18 protein-coding genes are annotated in these 19,094 nt (G+C 60.3%); 8 read left to right on the plus strand and 10 right to left on the minus strand.

The features are described 5' to 3' along the window. Nucleotides 1–104 precede the first annotated feature (104 nt). From PHQ58_RS12515 to PHQ58_RS12525, 3 genes are all read left to right on the plus strand, one after another. Nucleotides 105–740, plus strand: coding sequence for a Crp/Fnr family transcriptional regulator (locus PHQ58_RS12515; RefSeq protein ID WP_300111440.1), 636 nt, complete (start codon nt 105–107; stop codon nt 738–740). A gap of 142 nt (nt 741–882) precedes the next feature. Then, the gene (locus tag PHQ58_RS12520) at nt 883–1,593 is read left to right on the plus strand and encodes a PhaM family polyhydroxyalkanoate granule multifunctional regulatory protein (RefSeq protein WP_300111442.1); all 711 of its coding nucleotides are present in this window, start codon (nt 883–885) and stop codon (nt 1,591–1,593) included. A 29-nt stretch (nt 1,594–1,622) separates the two neighbouring features. After that, a complete protein-coding gene (locus tag PHQ58_RS12525; protein ID WP_300111444.1) occupies nt 1,623–2,891 on the plus strand; it encodes an FIST N-terminal domain-containing protein in 1,269 nt (422 codons plus the stop codon). 78 nt (nt 2,892–2,969) lie between these two features. Here PHQ58_RS12525 and PHQ58_RS12530 read toward each other — a convergent pair whose 3' ends face one another. The 7 genes from PHQ58_RS12530 to queA all read right to left on the minus strand — a co-directional run bounded on the left by PHQ58_RS12530 (nt 2,970) and on the right by queA (nt 10,105). Further along, on the minus strand, nt 2,970–4,139 hold the full coding sequence (locus PHQ58_RS12530; protein WP_300111446.1) for a hypothetical protein: 1,170 nt from the start codon (nt 4,137–4,139) through the stop codon (nt 2,970–2,972). Between the two features lie 51 nt (nt 4,140–4,190). Continuing rightward, the gene (locus PHQ58_RS12535) at nt 4,191–4,568 is read right to left on the minus strand and encodes a hypothetical protein (RefSeq protein WP_367187315.1); all 378 of its coding nucleotides are present in this window, start codon (nt 4,566–4,568) and stop codon (nt 4,191–4,193) included. A 152-nt stretch (nt 4,569–4,720) separates the two neighbouring features. Beyond that, a complete protein-coding gene (locus PHQ58_RS12540; protein WP_300111448.1) occupies nt 4,721–5,044 on the minus strand; it encodes a hypothetical protein in 324 nt (107 codons plus the stop codon). An 86-nt stretch (nt 5,045–5,130) separates the two neighbouring features. Beyond that, nucleotides 5,131–6,309, minus strand: a complete 1,179-nt coding sequence (locus PHQ58_RS12545; protein ID WP_300111450.1) for an ATP-binding protein — start codon at nt 6,307–6,309, stop codon at nt 5,131–5,133. A gap of 55 nt (nt 6,310–6,364) precedes the next feature. Beyond that, a complete protein-coding gene (gene tgt / locus PHQ58_RS12550; RefSeq protein ID WP_300111577.1) occupies nt 6,365–7,570 on the minus strand; it encodes a tRNA guanosine(34) transglycosylase Tgt in 1,206 nt (401 codons plus the stop codon). Between the two features lie 150 nt (nt 7,571–7,720). Next, nucleotides 7,721–8,983 (minus strand): HD domain-containing phosphohydrolase, encoded by a 1,263-nt coding sequence (locus PHQ58_RS12555; RefSeq protein WP_300111452.1) that lies wholly within the window; start codon nt 8,981–8,983, stop codon nt 7,721–7,723. 33 nt (nt 8,984–9,016) lie between these two features. Further along, entirely contained in the window at nt 9,017–10,105 is a 1,089-nt protein-coding gene (gene queA / locus PHQ58_RS12560; RefSeq protein WP_300111454.1) for a tRNA preQ1(34) S-adenosylmethionine ribosyltransferase-isomerase QueA, read from the minus strand. Nucleotides 10,106–10,298: 193 nt separating this feature from the next. Between queA and PHQ58_RS12565 the strand changes: the two genes are divergently transcribed. Next, complete coding sequence (locus PHQ58_RS12565) at nt 10,299–10,961, plus strand: OmpA family protein (RefSeq protein ID WP_300111456.1); 663 nt, start codon at nt 10,299–10,301, stop codon at nt 10,959–10,961. 143 nt (nt 10,962–11,104) lie between these two features. Here PHQ58_RS12565 and PHQ58_RS12570 read toward each other — a convergent pair whose 3' ends face one another. Continuing rightward, nucleotides 11,105–11,812: a hypothetical protein gene (locus PHQ58_RS12570; RefSeq protein WP_300111458.1), complete on the minus strand. Its 708-nt coding sequence runs from the start codon at nt 11,810–11,812 to the stop codon at nt 11,105–11,107. A gap of 144 nt (nt 11,813–11,956) precedes the next feature. On the opposite strand from PHQ58_RS12570, the gene recG reads away from it, so the two are divergent. The 4 genes from recG (at nt 11,957) to ubiA (ending at nt 16,583) form a co-directional block, all read left to right on the plus strand. Next, complete coding sequence (gene recG, locus PHQ58_RS12575; RefSeq protein ID WP_300111459.1) at nt 11,957–14,239, plus strand: ATP-dependent DNA helicase RecG; 2,283 nt, start codon at nt 11,957–11,959, stop codon at nt 14,237–14,239. Nucleotides 14,240–14,293: 54 nt separating this feature from the next. Further along, complete coding sequence (locus PHQ58_RS12580) at nt 14,294–14,596, plus strand: DUF2007 domain-containing protein (protein WP_300111460.1); 303 nt, start codon at nt 14,294–14,296, stop codon at nt 14,594–14,596. Between the two features lie 41 nt (nt 14,597–14,637). Beyond that, entirely contained in the window at nt 14,638–15,606 is a 969-nt protein-coding gene (locus tag PHQ58_RS12585) for a LysR substrate-binding domain-containing protein (RefSeq protein ID WP_300111461.1), read from the plus strand. Nucleotides 15,607–15,704: 98 nt separating this feature from the next. Beyond that, the gene (gene ubiA, locus PHQ58_RS12590) at nt 15,705–16,583 is read left to right on the plus strand and encodes a 4-hydroxybenzoate octaprenyltransferase (protein ID WP_300111463.1); all 879 of its coding nucleotides are present in this window, start codon (nt 15,705–15,707) and stop codon (nt 16,581–16,583) included. 46 nt (nt 16,584–16,629) lie between these two features. Here ubiA and proC read toward each other — a convergent pair whose 3' ends face one another. Further along, nucleotides 16,630–17,445, minus strand: coding sequence for a pyrroline-5-carboxylate reductase (gene proC, locus PHQ58_RS12595; RefSeq protein WP_300111465.1), 816 nt, complete (start codon nt 17,443–17,445; stop codon nt 16,630–16,632). Between the two features lie 76 nt (nt 17,446–17,521). After that, the gene (glpK, locus tag PHQ58_RS12600; RefSeq protein ID WP_300111466.1) at nt 17,522–19,048 is read right to left on the minus strand and encodes a glycerol kinase GlpK; all 1,527 of its coding nucleotides are present in this window, start codon (nt 19,046–19,048) and stop codon (nt 17,522–17,524) included. Between the last annotated feature and the right edge of the window lie 46 nt (nt 19,049–19,094).

A 19,094-nucleotide genomic window follows, 5' to 3' on the forward strand; every position in this document is an offset into this window, starting at 1 on the left:
TGCGGGCTTGGGCTGTCAAGCTTCTTATGCTATTTTAATAATAGCTATTAGCGCTTATTCAGTGAGGGCTATAGCCCGATTTATTATACAAAAAAGGAAAGATCATGAGCACCTCAATGCCCACCGCAGCCAGCCACAGCTTAAGCGCCCGTGAGGGTCTGGCCGCACTTGACATGACGCAGATGTGGCGTGTGGAGACGGGCGCGCTGCGCATCGACAGCGCGCAGCCCGGCGAGGCCAGTCGGTTCATGCGCCTTGCACTGCCTGGCGATGTGATTGGTGTAGAGAAATGGGTGGGCACCGACGATGCCCTGAGCCTGCGAGCGCTCACTCCGGTCACTTTGAGCCCGATGCTAGCCACCGGCCCTGAGATGATGCACATCCTGATGGAAACCGTGGTGATTGCCCACCAACGCTGCCGCGAGGTGGTGAGCCTGCGCACCGGGCCGGCGTCACAGCGGGTGAAGTGCCTGCTGCTGATGTTTGCCGACAGCGTCAACCCCGAGGCCAAAACCACCTCCGAATGTGCTCTGCCAAATTTGAACGACATGGCCGACATTCTGGACGTCGCTCCTGAAACCGTCTCAAGGGTGTTCAGCAGCATGCGCAAGCTCGATTACCTGCAAGACCGCAAGCCGCACCGGGCGCGGTTCAGCAGCCTGGCGTTGCGTGCGCAGGCGCTGATTCCGGGCATGACCGCCAGCTCGGCCGTATTGCGCGGGCAAATGGCTGGCGCTTGAAACGGCTTTTCGCCGTTGCCCGCCACTGATTGGTTTCGCCGCGGGTCGGCCTGATTTTGGGGACGCGACAAGTTCACAGCAGCGCAGGCCTTTGCGGTAAGCTGCTGCCTGCAAGCTTTAACAACCCCAACAGGAGAGACACATGAGCGATTCAGCAACTGAAGGTTTTGGCAAATTCATCCCCGGCTTTGACTTTTTGCAAAACCTGGCAAAAAACGCGTCACAAACCGTGCCGCAAATGCCCAATCTGGCCAACTGGATTGCGCCCACGCTCAATGAAGAAGAGTTGGAAAAGCGCATTTCCGAGCTGAAAACCGTGCATTTTTGGCTGGACCAAAATTCCAAGGCACTGGGCGCCACCGTGCAAGCCCTTGAGGTGCAAAAAATGACACTGGCCACCCTGAAGGGCATGAACTTCAACATGGGTGATGTGGCCAACGCCTTCAAGCTCAAAGCCGCTGATACTGTGGCATCAGGCGTGCAAAAGGTCACCGAGACCGCAGCCGCCACCGTCAAGACCGTGGCCGAGGTGGCTGAGCAAGCCGAAGAGGTCGCCAAAAAAGTCGGTGACGCTGCCAAACCTGTCGCCGCGGGTTTGGTCGACCCCCTGAAGCTGTGGACCTCCCTGACCGAGCAGTTTCAGCACATTGCCGCAGACGCCATGAAGGAAGCCGGCAAGGCCACCGTCATGGATCTGGGAAAAAATCTGGCCAAAGAAAGCGTCAAAGCCACCAAGGATCCAGTCAGTGCTACCGCCGTCAAAAAAGCGCCGGCCAAAAAAGCAACGCCAGCCCCAGCCGCCAAAAAAACGGCAGCCAAAGCCACCACAAAAACCCCTGCGCGTCGTCGCTAAGGTTTGTTTTCAGTGCACAGGGCCTGGTCATGAAACTGTTTCCGTACGCCCACGCCACCCACCCGCAGTGGGGCATGGCGGCCAACCTGGTGCTGGCGCAGTTGCGCGCCCAGATTGCGCTGCACGGCTATGCCAGCAGCCCCACGCTGGCGCTGCTCTACATCACCGACCATTACGCAGTGCACGCCGAAGCCATTCTGGAGCACCTGAGCGCTGAGTTGCCAGAGATCACCGACTGGTCGGGCACCGTGGGGGTCGGCATTGCGTCCAACAATGTCGAATATTTTGATGAACCAGCGCTGGCCGTAATGTTGCTGGAATTGCCCAGCGACCAGTACCGCGTGTTCTCTGGCGTGGCGCCGCTTGGCCTGACTTTTGAGGCACACACGGCGCTGGTGCATGCCGACGGCCATGCGCCTGACGTGGCCGGGCTGATAGAGGAGCTCGCGGAGCGCACCGACTCCGGCTACGTTTTTGGCGGCCTGTCGTCCAGCCGCGGACGCACCGTGCAGTTTGCCGTGTCAGGGGACGGCAATGTCAAAGGCCAGGGCAAGGCCAGCGGTGTCTTCAGCGGTGGCTTGAGCGGTGTGGCCTTTGGCCCGGACGTGACCCTGGTGTCACGCGTGACGCAAGGCTGCCTGCCAATCAATCGGGCGCACAAGGTCACCGGTGTTGACCGCAATGTGGTGCTCACGCTGGATGGCCAGAGCGCTCTCGACGTGCTGCTACGTGAGCTTGATGTGACGCTGGAGCAGCCGCGTGAAGCCTTGCAAGCGGTGCGCGCCACGCTGGTCGGTTTGACCGAGCCTGCGGCTTTGGCCGATGCCTCGCAAACCATCATGCGCACGGGCAATTTTGGTTCCGACGTGCTGGTGCGCCACATCATCGGCCTGGACCCCGGACGTGCAGGCATCGCCGTGGCTGACGTGGTGACCGAGGGCATGGAACTGGCTTTTTGTCAGCGCAACGTGCAAGCCGCCCGCGCCGATCTGATGCGCATTTGCGCTGAAATTCGTGAGGAGCTGGAGCCGCAAGAGCAGGCCCTGGAAGTTGCAACCGCCTTGGCGCAATCTGAGGCTGAGGCCGCACCACATGCCGCCCGTGGCATTGCTGGGGCCATTTACGTGAGTTGCACCGGCCGCGGTGGCGCGCATTTTGGGGGTCCAAGTGCCGAACTGCAGATCATTCGCCGAGCCTTGGGCGACGTGCCGCTGGTGGGCTTTTTTGCCGCCGGTGAAATCGCCCGGCACCACCTGTATGGTTACACCGGCGTGCTGACAGTTTTTACAGGCAAATAGGCCAGCAGCCCTTGATAATAAAGCGCTAGTAGCTATTTTATTTATAGCAAAATTAGATCCCGCTAGGCGCAGCCTGCGTCAGAAGAAATCCAGCGGGGTAAACGCATCCTGGCTGGCTTTTTGTTGCTCCCGCAACCAGCGTTTGAAACGGGTGTCGTCTTGCACCACGGTCAGGTCTTGCTTCATCTGGCTGATCTCTTCTTGTAAATTCTGTTCGCATTCGTTGAGATGGCGGCGCAGCGCGGTGGCGCTCAGGGTGCTGAACATGGGCAAATTGAATTCGCCAATCATTTGCCGCTCAGCCGCATACAGCTCGTCGGTGAGTACGCTCACCCGGTCTTTAAGTAGGGTGGTCAAGGCGGCCATTTTTTCCTTGGCCAGGTGTGCCATCTGGCTGGCATGGGTCAATTCGGCGCGCAGTTGCAGTTGCAGCAGCCCAAGCAAGTCGCGCTTCTCATAAGCCGCATTGGCTTCTTTCATGAGCCCGGTTTTGCGCAGTTGCTCGTGTGGGTCGGTCTCGCGGTCGGGGTGCAGGGCGCTGACCAACTGGCGGTAAATGGTGCGCAGGGCACCGGTGGCGTCTTTCAGCTGGGCGGTGGCTTTGACCTCGGCCTTGAGTTGTGCTGCCGTTTTCTTGCGCTTGTTTTGGTGGCTGGCGCGGGCGGCTTCCTCAGTAGCGGCTTTTTCCTGCATTTTGGCCATGCTGGCGCGCAGCAGGTCGTCCAGGCGCTCAAACGGAGTGTCATCGTCCCCCATGTCTTCGCCCAAGATGTCTTCCATGAACATTTTCATGTTTGCGGCGGTGGCGGCTTCTTCTTCGGCCAGCGATGAGTCACTGTGTGCCTCGTACAGCACGTGCATGGCAACGTCCCCGGTGTTGGCCACTTGTGCGGCCAAGTGGCAGAGGATCTCGGTGGCGATGGCTTTTTGCTTGGCGCTCAAGCCCTTGCGCTGCAAGCGAGCGTCCAGCCACACGGCCATTTGGCGCATCAGGGCAATGCGCATTTTCTGTAGCGGCACCAGCGTGCGCTCGGCCACCAAGCGGTGGGCGTCAGCCAGCTTGCGCGTGTCTTCGATTTTTTGCGCCAGGGTTTCCGTTTGTTTCAGCAGCTGGTTAAAGCGCTTTTGCGCCGGTGACATGGCGCCGGCGCCAAAACTGAGTGCATTGACCGCCAGTGCAACACCTGGGGGTGGTGTGATGGCGGGTGGTAGCGGATCGTTCGGGAGCAAGTGTTTTTGATGTGCCATGGTGGATTGCAATAGCTGATGTTGGCAGGAGGCCGCCTGTGTTTCAGGATTTTAGAAACGATTCCAGCGTTGTTTCAGCCGGTGTTTCAGCACCCGCCCGAGTCGCCACGGCATGGATGCGCGCACTTGCGCCAGCAGGGCATTTTTCCAGTTCGTCCAGCGCCCAAAGGCTTGCGCAAACCAGGCCAGCTGCATCAGCGCGGGTTGCGTTAAGCTAAACAAGCGCGCCACGATGGCCGTGCCGACCAGTTTGGCCATCAGGATCACCAGCGTGCCTGAGATCACTTTGCCTTGGCCAATCAGCCACAGCGCCAGCAGCTTGACGGGCAGCAACAGCAAGGTTGGCAACAAAAATAGCGCCAGCGCGGCGTAGGGCGGCAGGGTCTGGATGAGTCGCTCCAGCCAGCGCAACCCGGCCAAGCGACCCACCCAGGCCAGCGCGCGTTGCAGTGGCTCCCAGCCCCATTCTTCAAACAGGATGACCAGCGCCAGCAGGCCGCCAAAAAGATATTTGATCAGGCGCAGCGGCAGGTGAGCCAGAAATGGTCAGGCTCAGGGGGCAGTTGGGTCATGGGCGAGTTTTATATGACAAATAGGCGTGTAGCCCTTGTTAGGGTTTTGTCCCAGGCCTTGGATTCGCAGATGGCGGTGATCAGGGCGTGGTCTTTGCTGGCAATGAGGGCGTTGTCTTGCCCCGGCTCCAGCAACAGACACCAGTCCGGCTTGGCCAGTTTGCCCTGCACCGTGATGGTTTGCTGGGTGACGCTGGTCCAACCAAGCTGGGTGAGCAGCGGGCCAATGAAGCGTTCTTCAAGCTGGGCTTCGCTGCGCTGCGACAAGCTGGCCACGTCAAAGTGGGCGGCGAGCCAATCGTTCAAACCGTAAGGCAGTGGCAGCTTGGCCAATTCTGTGATTTTTGGGCAACAAAACCCTCGTCAAGGAGGGTGTTGACGAGCCAGTGTGTAGCGAACAAGTGTTGAGTCATATGCTTTTATTGTGCGGGATGAACTTTGCAGGCCAGCTCCTGGCACAAGGTGGCCAGTGGCATGGCGGTGATGTCATGACCCAGGGGAAAGGACTCTTGTCCGGGGTAGACCACCAGCTTGCGCACGGGAGATAAGTCTTTGCAGGCCGCATGAAAGCCGCGCTCAACCTTGGGTGTCAGGCTGCGTTTGACCTCAATGGCCCAGATGTCACCGCCGGGCCAGACCAGCAGCAAGTCGATTTCAGCACCGCCACCGGTGCGGTAAAAGTAGGCTTGCACATTGGCTGGCGCGCACTGCAGCAGGTTTTCGATCACAAACCCTTCCCAGCTTGCCCCCAGCACCATGTGTGACAGCAAAGTTTCTTTGGTGTCGATGTCCAGCAGGGCATGCACCAGCCCGCTGTCACGCACGTACACCTTGGGGGTCTTCACCAGGCGCTTGCCGACGTTGGCATGCCAGGGTGGCAGGCGGCGCACCAGCAGCAAATCGCACAGCAGGTCGATGTAGCTTTGAGCGGTTTTGGCATCGACGCCGATGTTGCGTGCCAGTTGCGCCACGTTGAGCAGACCGCTCTGGTGATGCGCCAACATGGTCCAGAAGCGGCGCAGGGTGTCAGCCGCGATGCGCGGGCCAAACTGCGGGATGTCGCGCTCTAGGTAGGTGCTGATGAAGTTTTGTCGCCAGCGCAGGCTGCGTGCATCGCTGGGTGCGGTCAGGCTCTCGGGGAATCCGCCGCGCAACCACAGGGCATCCAGTTGCGATGCACCGGCTTCCAGCAGATTGAGGGCCCCGAGCTCCAGGTAGGCAATGCGCCCGGCCAGGGTTTCACCAGATTGATGGAGTAAGTCCAGCGAGGCTGAGCCCAACAACAGGTAGTTGCCCGAACGTTTGCCGTTGCGGCGGGCTTGGTCAATCAGGCCACGCAGCACGGGGAACAGCGCGGGCGTGCGGTGCACTTCGTCCAGAATGACCAGTTTGTCCAGGTGATCTGCCAGATACAGCTCAGGTTGCCTCAGTTTGGCTAGGTCACGCTCAGATTCCAGGTCAAGGTAGATGCTGGGAATGGACTTTGCGGCTTCCAGCGCCAGCGTGGTTTTGCCGGATTGGCGTGGCCCAAGCAGGGCCACGGCCGGTGAATGCTGGAGTTCTTCGGTCAGTTGTGGCAGCAGGAGGCGTGTAAACATCCTTACAATTATGGAGTTTCATTTCATGATTTGCAAGGATGAATTCAAGCCGGTCTCACACCCCGCGTGCCCGGTCTGTCTTGAATTGCGCCCGAAATGCGCCAAACGTGCCAGCGTCCAGCGCGGCGCGCACCTCGCGCATCAGGTTCAGGTAATAGTGAAGGTTGTGAATGCTGGCCAGCATGGGGCCGAGCATTTCGCCGCAGCGGTCCAGGTGGTGCAGGTAGGCGCGGCTGAAAGCCCCGCTCACTGTGCCGTTGGCGCGAACGCTGCCTTTGCAGGCATAGCAGGTGCAGGTGCTGTCCAGCGGGCCATGGTCGCTTTTGTGGCGGGCGTTGCGCATTTTCAGGTCGCCAAAACGGGTGAACAAGGTGCCGTTGCGGGCGTTGCGGGTGGGCATGACGCAGTCGAACATGTCGACACCGGCCGCCACGCCTTCGACCAAATCTTCGGGCGTGCCGACGCCCATCAGGTAGCGCGGTTTGTGGGCGGGCAGGCGGTGCGGCGTGTGCGCCATGATGCGCAGCATCTCATCCTTGGGCTCACCCACACTGACCCCGCCCACGGCGTAGCCGGGGAAGTCCATGGCCACCAGCGCCTCCAGTGATTCCTGGCGCAAACTCTCAAACATGCCGCCTTGCACAATGCCAAACAGGGCGTTGGGGTTCTCCAGTCGGGCGAATTCGTCCTGGCTGCGCTTGGCCCAGCGCAGGCTCATTTCCATCGAGGTGCGCGCCTCGGCCTCGGTGGTGATCTGGCCTTTGGTTTTGGGCTCGACCGACAAATACGGCGTGCATTCGTCAAGCTGCATGGCAATGTCAGAGTTCAGCGTGGTCTGGATTTGCATGGACACTTCGGGCGACATGAACAGTTTGTCGCCATTCACGGGAGAAGAAAAGTGCACGCCTTCTTCGGTGATCTTGCGCATGGCGCCCAGGCTCCAGACCTGAAAACCACCGGAGTCGGTCAAGATCGGTTTGTTCCAGCGCTCAAACGCGTGCAACCCGCCAAAACTTTTCATCACATCTGCGCCCGGGCGCATCCACAGGTGGAAGGTGTTGCCCAGAATAATCTGTGCGCCCATGTCTTCCAGGCTGGAGGGCATCACGCCTTTGACCGTGCCGTAAGTGCCCACTGGCATGAAAATGGGGGTTTGAACCATGCCGTGGTTGAGTACCATGGTGCCGCGGCGGGCGTGGCTGCCTGCGTAGCCTGTCTCAATCCGGGCGGGGTCGGTGGCGAGCACATCAAATTGAACCACGGGCTGGGCTGGATGCGGGTGCGGGTGTGAATGCGGGTGCGCAGGGTCGTGTGGGTGAGCGTGTGTCATGGTGTGTGAGAAGAACGTGGCCGGTATTGTCTTTGATCTAGGGACGGGTGAATGGCAGTGGTTTGGCTTCACGCCATTGGTTCACAGCTCAAAGTGACGGCGCACGCGGTCTTCCAGTAACTCACGAGCGGCGTTTTCATCGGCATGGGCAAGGCGGTCAAAAATGCCCCTGGCCATGGGTTTGAAGACGGCCATCACGCTGGGGTCAAAGTGGCTTCCGGTGTCTTTGTCCAGTATTGCCATACTGGCTTCAAAGCTCATGGGCTCTTTGTAGGGGCGCTTGGAACACAAGGCGTCAAACACATCGGCCACGGCAAAAATACGTGCGGACAGGGGAATGGCATCACCTGCGAGCTGTTGTGGGTAGCCCGAGCCATTCCATTTCTCATGGTGCGAAGCCACCACATCGTTGGCGCCGTCGAGCCAGCCAGCGCCGGTAACGATGTCTTTGCCCTGGTTGACGTGGGTGCGCATGATGGTCATTTCGGCATCGTCGAGCTTGCCGGGCTTGAGCAAAATGGCGTCCGGAATACCGATCTTGCCCACGTCGTGCAAGAAGCTGCCAGCAATCAAGGCCTGCATGGCGTTGCCAGAAAAGCCCATTTTTTCGGCAATGCCTGCGGCAATCCAGGCCACCCGGTAATTGTGGGCGCCGGTGTCCGAGTCGCGTTTGGCAATGGCGCGGCCCAGGGCCTCCATCATCGAAATATGCGAGTCAAGCACCTCGCGCGCTTTGCGCTCGTTGTCGGCGGACAACCGCACCACCACCGGATACAGCACGGCGCCGCAGAGCAAGGATGCCAGGCAGACCATCAGTGCGACGGTCATAGCGTTGCTCAGAATTTGTGATTTTTGCCATTCCGGCACAACACGAACACCTTCGAAATAGCCTGTAATTGGCAAACTCATGTCGGTGGCGGACTCGCGCAACGGCACAAACACGCGCAGCATCCACAACCCGTCAGCAAGCTTCAGGCTTTCATAAGAGGGAAGGGCGTAGGCCGGTTTGCCATGCGGGGGTAAGGCCGACTCTACTGCCGCCCCTTCTTTGGTGAGGGACTCCGCCAGCTTGTCGCCTGTGGGGCTGTAAATCTCAGCAATGTCAAACAAGCCCCCCGAGATGGTCTTCGCTGCCAATTGCGCATGCTCGGTGGCCTGTGGGCCAGTCAGGTTGATGGCGTCGTAGTGGTGGAGTAGCCGGCCAGATTCTTCAATGGCCAGTGCGACCACGCTTTCTTCCGCGCTCTCACGTGTGACAAACCAGGCCACCGGGCTGGCAATAGAGGCCAGCATCAGACTCACGGTAGCAATGCGGATGGCTGTGCGTTTTTGAAAGTTGTTCATGAGCAGGTTTGTTTATCTAAGCAGGCGAACAAATTATGCGGCGTTTCGGCGAGACAAAAACATCGCGTCGCCGTAACTGAAAAAGCGGTATTTTTCTGCAATGGCGTGGGCATACAACGCCATGATGTGCTCGAACCCTGCAAAGGCGCTCACCAGCATCATCAGGCTGGACTTTGGCAGGTGAAAGTTGGTGACCAGTGCATCAATCACCTTGAAGTCAAACCCCGGCGTGATGAAGATGCTGGTGTCTCCGGTGGATTGCCCCGTCAGAGCCCAAGACTCCAGCGTGCGCACGCTGGTGGTGCCCACGGCAACGATGCGCCCGCCGCGCGCGCGGCAATCGGCAATGGCCTGTTGCGTTGCTTCGGGCACGTCATACCACTCGCTGTGCATCTGGTGCTCGGCCAGGTTTTCGGTCTTGACCGGCTGAAATGTGCCGGCACCCACATGCAGCGTCACATGCGCGCGCTGCACGCCCATGGCGTCAATGGCGGCCAGCAGGGCTTCGTCAAAGTGCAGCGCGGCGGTAGGGGCGGCCACGGCGCCGGTGTTTTTGGCAAACACGGTTTGGTAGCGCTGCGCATCTTCGACTGAGTCGGCGTGGGTGATGTAGGGCGGCAGCGGCACATGGCCGTGGCGCGCCATCAGGGTGTAGGGGTCATCGCCCGCGTCGTTGGACAGCACAAAGCGAAACAGTGGGCCGTGCGCATTGGGCCAGCGCCCAAGCAAGGTGGCGCTCAGGTGGTCTTTGCTGCCGGGCGCGCTGACCAGACTCACCGTGCTGCCTACCTCGGGCTTTTTGCTGACGCGCATGTGCGCCGCTACTTGGTTGCCACCCAGCACGCGCTCAATCAGCAGTTCCAGCTTGCCGCCAGTGGCCTTTTCGCCAAACAGGCGCGCGTTCATCACCTTGGTGTCGTTGAACACCATCAGGTCACCAGGTTGCAGCAGGCTGGGCAGGTCATGAAAGATGCGGTTCACCGGCGTGCTGGCGCTGCCGTCCAGCAGTCGTGAGCCGCTGCGTGTAGGCGTTGGGTGCTGGGCAATCAGTTCGGTGGGCAGCACAAAATCAAAGTCACTCAGGGTGAACGTGCGCTGTGCTTCAAGGGGAAATGCGGTCATGATGCTTGTGGGGCGAGCATGATCGCCCGCCAATTGAGTCGGGTTGAGATTGTCGCAGGCATGCTCCATGACGATGACAACTGAGGATTGTCAACACAACGTGATTAATTGGGCTTTCTGTTCGCCAGCACACGCAGCGTAGCGGGGGTCCGGTGATATAACTTCTTTTTCAAACAACTCTCATGGAGTCATCATGACAATTTCGACAATTTCAACATCGCGTAGCCGCCCCCTGATTGCCGGTTTGAGCGCACTGGTTGTGCTGGTCAGTGGCTGCGCCAACATGACCGAAACACAGCGCGGTGCGGCCATTGGTGCCGGCGTGGGTTCGCTGGCAGGCGTGGCTCTTGGCCACAACCGTGAGTCTGCAGCCATTGGCGCTGGCCTGGGCGCACTGGGTGGCTACATCTGGTCGAACCAAATGGCGCAGAAGAAAGCCGCCATGGAGCAAGCCACCGCAGGCACCGGCGTGGAAGTGACGCAAACCGCTGACAACCAGCTCAAGCTCAACATTCCAAGCGACATCTCGTTTGACACCGGTCGCGCCGACATCAAGCCCAACATGCGCCCGATTCTTGACCAGTTTGCGCAAGGCTTGGCTAATCAGCCCAACACCGAAATCCGCATCGTGGGCCACACCGACAGCACCGGTTCTGATGCCATCAACAACCCGCTGTCGGTCAACCGCGCCGCCAGCGCACGCAACTACCTGGTGTCACGCGGCGTGAACTCACAACGCATCCAGATCGATGGCCGTGGTTCATATGAGCCGATTGCGGACAACAACACCGACTATGGCCGCGCCAGGAATCGCCGCATCGAGATCTTTTTGGCTGAGCGGGCAGCTGCACGATAAATTGCAGGTGGTCAATGAAAAGTGGCCTATGCGCCGCTTTTTTTGTTTGTGCTAGGCAGTTACTGGCAAGGGGGCGGATTCAAGGCGTCGCACGCCCTGAAAAGTTTAGACCATGTGTCCATGGCCCCGCACTGCCAGCCACCTCAGTAAGTTAGCGTCAACGTGCTGCTGCCGTCCACCGCAGTTTCAGAAAGCCGGGTCAGGCCGCCGGCGGGTGTCATTCTGAAAACGGCGGTCATGGTCATTGTGGTGTTGCCCACGGTGTCCTTGTCGACCTGAATGATTTTCAGCAGGGCTGTGGTGGCGGTGTCCGGTGCCAGGGAAAAACTCACGTCGGATGATCCAAGCAAGGTGGATTTGCTGCTGTCGGCATACCGGTTGGACGTGTGCCACGGGCCGGAGTCGTTGACTTTTGCTGTGTCGGGAACAACGGCCACGCTGGTGACCACCACATATTCTTCGCCCGACCAGCCTTTGGCCACATAGTTTGAATCGACAAAAGTTGTGTCGCTTGCCGCAAGCGAGATGGTCACGCCGTTGGCAACAACTGACCCGCTGACCGTGCTTGTTTTTTGTAACACGGCGGCACCTTCAAACAGGCCGTTGGTCACTGGTGATTGCGTCACGGTGCCTGAGCCGGTCACGCTGAAGCCACTGGCTGTGCCGCTGACTGTGAACGGGTAGCTGCGGGTGTCGTTGAAGTAATTGACATAGGCCGCCTTGACCTGAAACGTGTCGGTGGATGTGACGGGCGCGTTGGACGCAGGCACGCCCGCATCGCCGCCCCCGCCGCTGCATGCAGCGATGAATGCGGTTGTAATGGCCACGGCAAGCCATTGATGTAATTTCATGATGTGCTCCTTCTTCAGTTGAAATGGGCTTGGGAAGTTCTGCCACTCGATTTAAAGCCACGGCCACTTTTTTTGGTGTGCGAAAAATCAAGGCTTGAGCCCAGGCCCTGCGTGGTCAGTTTTGATCCCATGCAAAATCGGCCCATGCCGCCGACCACCCCCACGCCTTCAGCCACGTCTGTTTGCAAGCCGCCGCCCAAACCCCTGTCGGGCCCGCAAAAAGCCCTGCGCAAGCTCGGTTTGAACCGCGCCATTGACCTGGCGCTGCACCTGCCGCTGCGTTACGAGGATGAAACCCGGCTGACCCAACTGCGCGATGTGCGCGAGGGTGATGTGGCGCAGATTGAGGGCACCGTCGCGCACGCCGAGGTCAAACTCAGTGGCCATCGCCAGCTGCTTGTCACGCTCGACGATGGCACCGGCACTTGCCTGCTGCGCTTTTTTACCTTTTACCCGTCCATGCAAAAGGCGATGGCTGTGGGCAGCCGGATTCGGGTGCGCGGTGAAATCCGGGGTGGCTTTGCTGGCCTGACCATGATGCACCCGGTGGTGAAACCCGCCGGCGGCGAGTTGGCCAGGGCGCTAACCCCGGTCTACCCCACGGTGGCGGGTTTGCCGCAAATTTATTTGCGCCGTGCCGTGCAGGCCGGGCTGGCGCGTGCTGAACTGCCGGACACCGTGCCAAGTGTTTTTTTACAAGAAATTGGCATGCAGCCCTTATGGAATATGCGTAAGGCACTCTCTTTTTTGCATAACCCCACGCCTGATGTGTCGTTGGACGCGCTACAAGACCACAGCCACCCGGCTTGGCAGCGGCTCAAGGCCGAGGAGCTGTTGGCGCAGCAGCTCTCTCAATTACAGTCCCGCCGAGAACGCGCCCAGCTGCGCTCGCCCGTGCTGGCGGGGAGCGGCAGTGGCAACAGTCTGCGCCCATCAATGGGGCTGGAACACAGTTTTTCTGGCGCAACTGCTGCGGTGCGCGCCACAACGCCGCTTTACGAGCGCCTGTTGGCTGCGCTGCCCTTTCAACTCACTGCCGCGCAAACGCGTGTGGTGGCCGAGATCACGCAGGACATTGCCCGCCCCATGCCGATGCACCGCCTGCTGCAAGGCGACGTGGGCGCCGGTAAAACCGTGGTGGCCGCGCTGGCTGCTGCCGTGTGCATGGATGCCGGTTGGCAGTGTGCACTTATGGCCCCGACCGAAATTCTGGCGACCCAGCACTTTGCCAAGCTGGTGGGCTGGTTACACCCCTTAGGCATCACGGTGGCCTGGCTCACGGGCAGCCAAAAGGCCAAAGAGCGCCGCGAGATGCTGGCGCTGATTGCCAGCGGCCAGGCGCAACTGGTGGTGGGCACCCATGCGCTGATCCAGGACAAGGTGCAGTTTCATAACCTGGCGCTGGCCATCATCGACGAGCAGCACCGCTTTGGCGTGGCGCAGCGGCTGGCGCTGCGCAGCAAGCTGGCGCCCCAAAAGGAGCCGCTTGAGCCTTCGAACAAACTGCATGACGAATTCTCCGATCCGCTCGTGGCGGTTTCCGCTGGAGTTACGTCCCCATCCCCGCTGGAGCCGCACCTGCTGATGATGACGGCCACACCCATTCCGCGCACACTGGCCATGAGTTATTACGCGGATCTGGATGTGTCCACCATCGACGAGCTGCCGCCCGGGCGCACGCCCATCATCACCAAGGTGGTGAATGATGCGCGGCGCGACGAGGTGATTGAGCGCATTCGCGCCCAGCTGACTGATGGGCGTCAGATTTACTGGGTCTGCCCGCTGATTGAAGAAAGCGAGGCGCTGGACCTGAGCAACGCCACCGAAACCCACGCCCAGCTGAGCGCGGCTCTGCAAGGCTGTGTGGGGCCCACGGGCGTGCCGCTGCAAATTGGGCTGTTGCACTCGCGCATGCCAGCGCCTGAGAAGAAGGCGGTGATGGCCTTGTTCACCAGCGGCGCCATGGGTGTGCTGGTTAGCACCACGGTGATCGAGGTGGGCGTGGATGTGCCCAACGCCTCGTTGATGGTGATCGAACACGCCGAGCGGTTTGGCCTGTCGCAGTTGCACCAACTGCGCGGGCGGGTTGGGCGGGGCGCGGCGGCCTCGGCCTGTGTGCTGCTGTATTCCACCGGCGATGCGCCGCGTTTGAGCCAGACCGCGCGCGCACGCCTGAAGGCCATGGCCGAGACCAACGATGGCTTTGAGATTGCCCGGCGCGACCTGGAAATACGCGGCCCCGGCGAGTTCATGGGCGCGCGCCAGTCCGGTGACGCCATGCTGCGTTTCGCCGATGTGGCGGAAGATGCCCACCTGCTGGACTGGGCCCGCCGCCTGGCCCCGGTCATGCTCGATCAACACCCGGCGCTGGCCGAGCAACATGTGCAGCGTTGGCTGGGGACCAAGGCCGAGTTTTTGAAGGCCTGATGCCGCTGGCTTGTCCTGACGCTTGCCGAAAAACCCGCGTATGCTCTTGCCACCATGCTGCGCCTGACCCAAGCCCCCAACCTCGCAATCGCCACCCTGTGGGCCGATGCGCTCAAAGTGGAGGGCATTGCGGCCAGCGTGCAGCGCCAATACCTCAGCGGTGTGGCGGGTGAGTTGCCGCCAGACCAATGCCTGCCTGAAGTCTGGATTCAGGACAGCGCCCAAGAGGCGCGGGCCCGCGAGCTGCTCTACCACTTGCAGCACGTGCCGCAGCACCGCTGGGCCTGTGTTTGTGGCGAGCTGGTTGAAGGCGGCTTTGAGCAGTGCTGGGCTTGCAGTGCCTGGATGCCACGCTGATCTTTTTTTGAATTGGCCACACGCTCGGCGAAAATAACACCATGACCCTGACTGAACTCAAATACATCGTAGCGGTGGCCCGGGAGCGGCACTTTGGCAAGGCGGCTGAAGCCTGCTATGTGTCGCAACCCACCCTGTCCGTGGCCGTGAAAAAGCTCGAAGAAGAGCTGGAAGTAAAGCTCTTTGAGCGCAGTGCCAACGAGGTCACCGTGACCCCGCTGGGCGAAGAAATTGTGCGCCAGGCGCTGAGCGTGCTGGAGCAGGCTGCCGCCATCAAGGAGATTGCCAAACGTGGCAAAGACCCGCTCGGCGGCGCCCTCACTTTGGGTCTGATCTACACCATTGGCCCCTATTTGTTGCCCGACCTGGTGCACCAGATGATTGCGCGCACACCGCAAATGCCCTTGATGCTGCAGGAGAACTTCACAGTGAAGCTGCTGGAGATGCTGCGTACCGGCGAGATCGATTGCGCCATTCTGGCGGAGCCATTTCCTGATGCTGGCCTGGCGATTGCGCCGCTGTACGACGAACCCTTCATGGCAGCGGTGCCTGCCAAGCACCCGATGGCCAGTAAAACACAGGTGACCAGCGACGAGCTGAAGAACGAGACCATGTTGCTGCTCGGTAGTGGCCATTGTTTCCGGGACCATGTGCTTGAAGTGTGCCCGGAGTTCGCCCGCTTTTCCAGCAACACCGAAGGCATTCGCAAGAGCTTTGAAGGCTCTTCGCTGGAAACCATCAAACACATGGTGGCGGCAGGCATGGGGGTCACGTTGGTGCCACGTTTGAGCGTGCCCAAAGAGGCTTTTGCCGTCAAACCCAAACGCCGACGTGATGAAGATGCGTATATCAAGTATTTGCCCATCACTGACAAAGATGGTGGCCCGCCTCCCATGCGCCGTGTGGTGTTGGCGTGGCGGCGCAGCTTCACCCGCTACGAAGCCATTGCCGCGTTGCGCAACGCCATTTACGCCTGCGAACTGCCGGGTGTGACCCGTTTGTCCGCATGATTTTTACATTAAATAGAACCCTAGGCCTTTAAAAATAAGCGCTAGTAGCTCCAATAAATATAGCATTTTGTGTCCCTTGAACTACGAAAAGAGACTGTGTGCGTGTTCTTTCTTCCGCTCTTGAAAACAGGCTGGCGCTGTACCTTGACCTGATTCGCTGGAGCCGGCCTGCGGGTTGGCTGCTGCTGCTGTGGCCCACGCTGGGCGCGCTGTGGGTGGCGGCTGGGGGGTTTCCCGGCTGGCATCTGCTCACCGTGTTTGTGCTGGGCACGATCCTGATGCGCAGTGCGGGTTGCTGCATCAATGATGTGGCAGACCGCGAGTTTGACAAACACGTCAAGCGCACGGCTGGGCGCCCGGTGACCATTGGCGCAGTGTCGGTGCGAGAGGCGCTGCTGGTGGGCGCGCTGCTGGCGCTGCTGGCGCTGGCGCTGGTGCTCACCACCAACACCCTCACGGTGGGTATGTCGTGCGCCGCGCTGGCCGTCACGCTGGCTTACCCCTATGCCAAGCGATATGTGTCGATGCCGCAAGCGGTGTTGGGCGTGGCTTTTGGCATGGGTATTCCGATGGCGTTTGCGGCCGTGCGCGGCGACCTGCCACCGCTGGCCTGGGTGCTGATGCTGGGAAACCTGTTTTGGGTGCTGGCCTACGACACCGAGTACGCCATGGTCGACCGTGATGACGATTTGCGGCTGGGCATCAAGACCTCAGCCATCACGCTTGGGCGTTGGGATGTACCGGTGGTCATGCTGTGTTATTTGACCTTTATAATAATCTGGGCTCTAGCCCTTATGCCTTATGCGCAAGGCACTCTGTTTTATATAGCAATTGCCGTGGCCTTGGCACAGGTGGTGTGGCACTTCACGATGATCCAGGCTCGTACCCGCGCGGGCTGCTTCAAAGCCTTTCGGCTGAACCATTGGCTGGGCTTTGCCGTGTTTTCGGGCATTGCTGCGAGCTATTTCGCGCAATAAAAAGCCACCTGGCAGGGTGGCTGGGGAGAGCAGATGCGACGGTTTTTCAGTCTGCGCCAAATTCGTCGCCAAGTTCACGGGCGCGTTCACGTGCCGCATACATCGCATCGATGAACAGGGCGCGCACATCGTTGTCTTCCATGCTGGAAATCGCTGCAAAGGTGGTGCCGCCTTTGGATGTGACGCGCTGGCGCAGCACTTGCGGCGATTCGGTGGACGCCTGGGCCAAGGCGCTGGCGCCGGTAAACGTTGCCACGGCCAGTTGATGGGCTTGCTCACGGCTTAAGCCCATTTCAATGCCTGCCGTGGTCATGGCTTCCATGAAGTAAAACACGTAAGCCGGGCCCGAACCTGACAAGGCCGTCACCACGTCGAGCTGTTCTTCGGCATCCAGCCAGAGCGATTGGCCCGTGGTGGCCATTACTTCTTCGATGAAGGCTTTGTCATTGGCCGACACGCTGTCGCGGGCATATAAGCCAGCGATGCCTTGGCCAATCAGCGCCGGCGTGTTGGGCATGGCGCGCACGACGCGCTCGACACCCAGCCAGGCGGCGATGCTGTCACTGCGAATGCCTGCGGCCACGCTCAGGTGCAGGGCACCCAAAGCGTGTGGGGCAGCGGCGAGCGCGGCTTCCTTGAAGGTTTGTGGTTTGACGGCCCACACCACCAGGGCGGCATCGGCCAAAAAAGCCCCGGCCTGCGCATGGGCCTCAATGCCAAAGCTCATCTGCAGTTTGTCGCGGGCCTCGTCAAAAGGTTCTACCACGTCAATTTGTTCAGGGGGCAGGCCTTGTTTGATCAGGCCGCCGATGATGGCGCTGGCCATGTTGCCCCCGCCAATGAATGCAATGCGTTTGCTCATGAATTAAACACAGCGCAAAGGCTGCTCCCGCGTTGTTAAGTCTGTGAGTCTAATCAACTGCGGCAACAACCAGCACTTATTGGTCGACAGGCAGCACGGTTTGTCGCACCGCGTGCTCCCAGCGAGCCATGTGTTCTTGTGCGCGTTCGGGGGCCAAGGTGGGTAAAAAGCGCCGCTCGGTTTGCCACAAGGCAGTGAGCTCATCGGTGCTGCGGTAAACCCCGGTGGCCAGGCCGGCCAGGTAGGCCGCACCGAGCGCCGTGGTTTCGGTCACTGCCGGGCGCACCACTGGAATGCCCAGCAGGTCGGCCTGGAATTGCATCAACAGGTTGTTCACACACGCGCCACCATCGACCCGCAACTCAGACACCGCGACGCCGCCGGCCGCAATGGCGTCGCGACTCATGGCCTGCAGCAGGGCGGCACTTTGAAACGCAATGCTCTCCAGGGCGGCCCGGGCAATGTGCGCCAATGTGCTGCCCCGGCTCAAACCGGTGATGGAGCCGCGGGCATCCGGCTTCCAATAAGGCGCGCCCAGGCCGGTAAAGGCCGGCACGACCATCACGCCACCGGCATCGGGCACACTTTCGGCGAGCGCCTGCACCTCGGCACTGCTGGGAATGGCTTGCAGCCCATCGCGCAGCCACTGCACCACGGCACCGCCAACAAACACGCTGCCTTCCATGGCGAATTCGGGCTGCGCTGTGGCTTGCGCTGCGCTGGTGGTGATCAGTCCGTTGGTCGAGGTTTGAAAGCTGTGGCCGGTGTGCATCAGCATGAAGCAACCCGTCCCATAAGTGTTTTTCACCATGCCGGGTTTGAAACAAGCTTGGCCAAACAGGGCGCTTTGCTGGTCGCCAGCCACGCCGCCAATCGGAATCTCGGCGCCAAGCAGGTCTGCACTGACGGTGCCAAACAGGCTGCTGGAGGCCTGCACCTTGGGTAGCAGGCTGCCGGGAATGTCCAGCGTCTGCAGCAGTTTGCCGTCCCATTGGTTGGTGTGCACGTTGAACAGCATGGTGCGCGAGGCGTTGCTGACATCTGTGGCGTGAACCGCTTGGGCGCGGGTGCGCTCATTGGCTCCGCCAGTGAGTTGCCAGATCAGCCAGCTGTCTACCGTGCCAAACAGCAAATCTCCTTGCGCTGCTTGCTGACGTGCACCGCTCACGTTGTCCAGAATCCATTTGAGCTTGGTGCCGGAGAAGTAGGCGTCGAGCAACAAACCGGTTTTGGCCTGGATGCTGGCTGCCAAGCCGCCTACACGCAAAGCCACGCAGGTGGGCTCGGTACGCCGGTCTTGCCAGACGATGGCGTTGTGAATTGGCAGGCCCGTCTTGCGGTGCCAGACTACCGTGGTTTCGCGCTGGTTGGTAACCCCCAGGGCTTTGATTTGCCGGGCTTGAAGGCCCGCCTTGGCCAGCACCTCGCGCGCCGTGGTGAGTTGCGCGCGCCAGATTTCCAGCGGGTCATGTTCGACCCAACCCGGCTGCGGGTAAATCTGGTTAAGTTCCTGTTGCGCCATGGCAATGAGCTGGCCATCTTGGTCAAACACAATGCTGCGTGAACTGGAAGTGCCTTGGTCTAGAGCAAGCAGGTAGGTCATGGGTGTCCTGAACTGGCGAATAATGGGGTGGTTTGTCACCCAAGTG

The sequence above is a fragment of the Rhodoferax sp. genome (genome assembly GCF_028688795.1).
Classification (GTDB): Bacteria; Pseudomonadota; Gammaproteobacteria; order Burkholderiales; family Burkholderiaceae_C; genus Rhodoferax.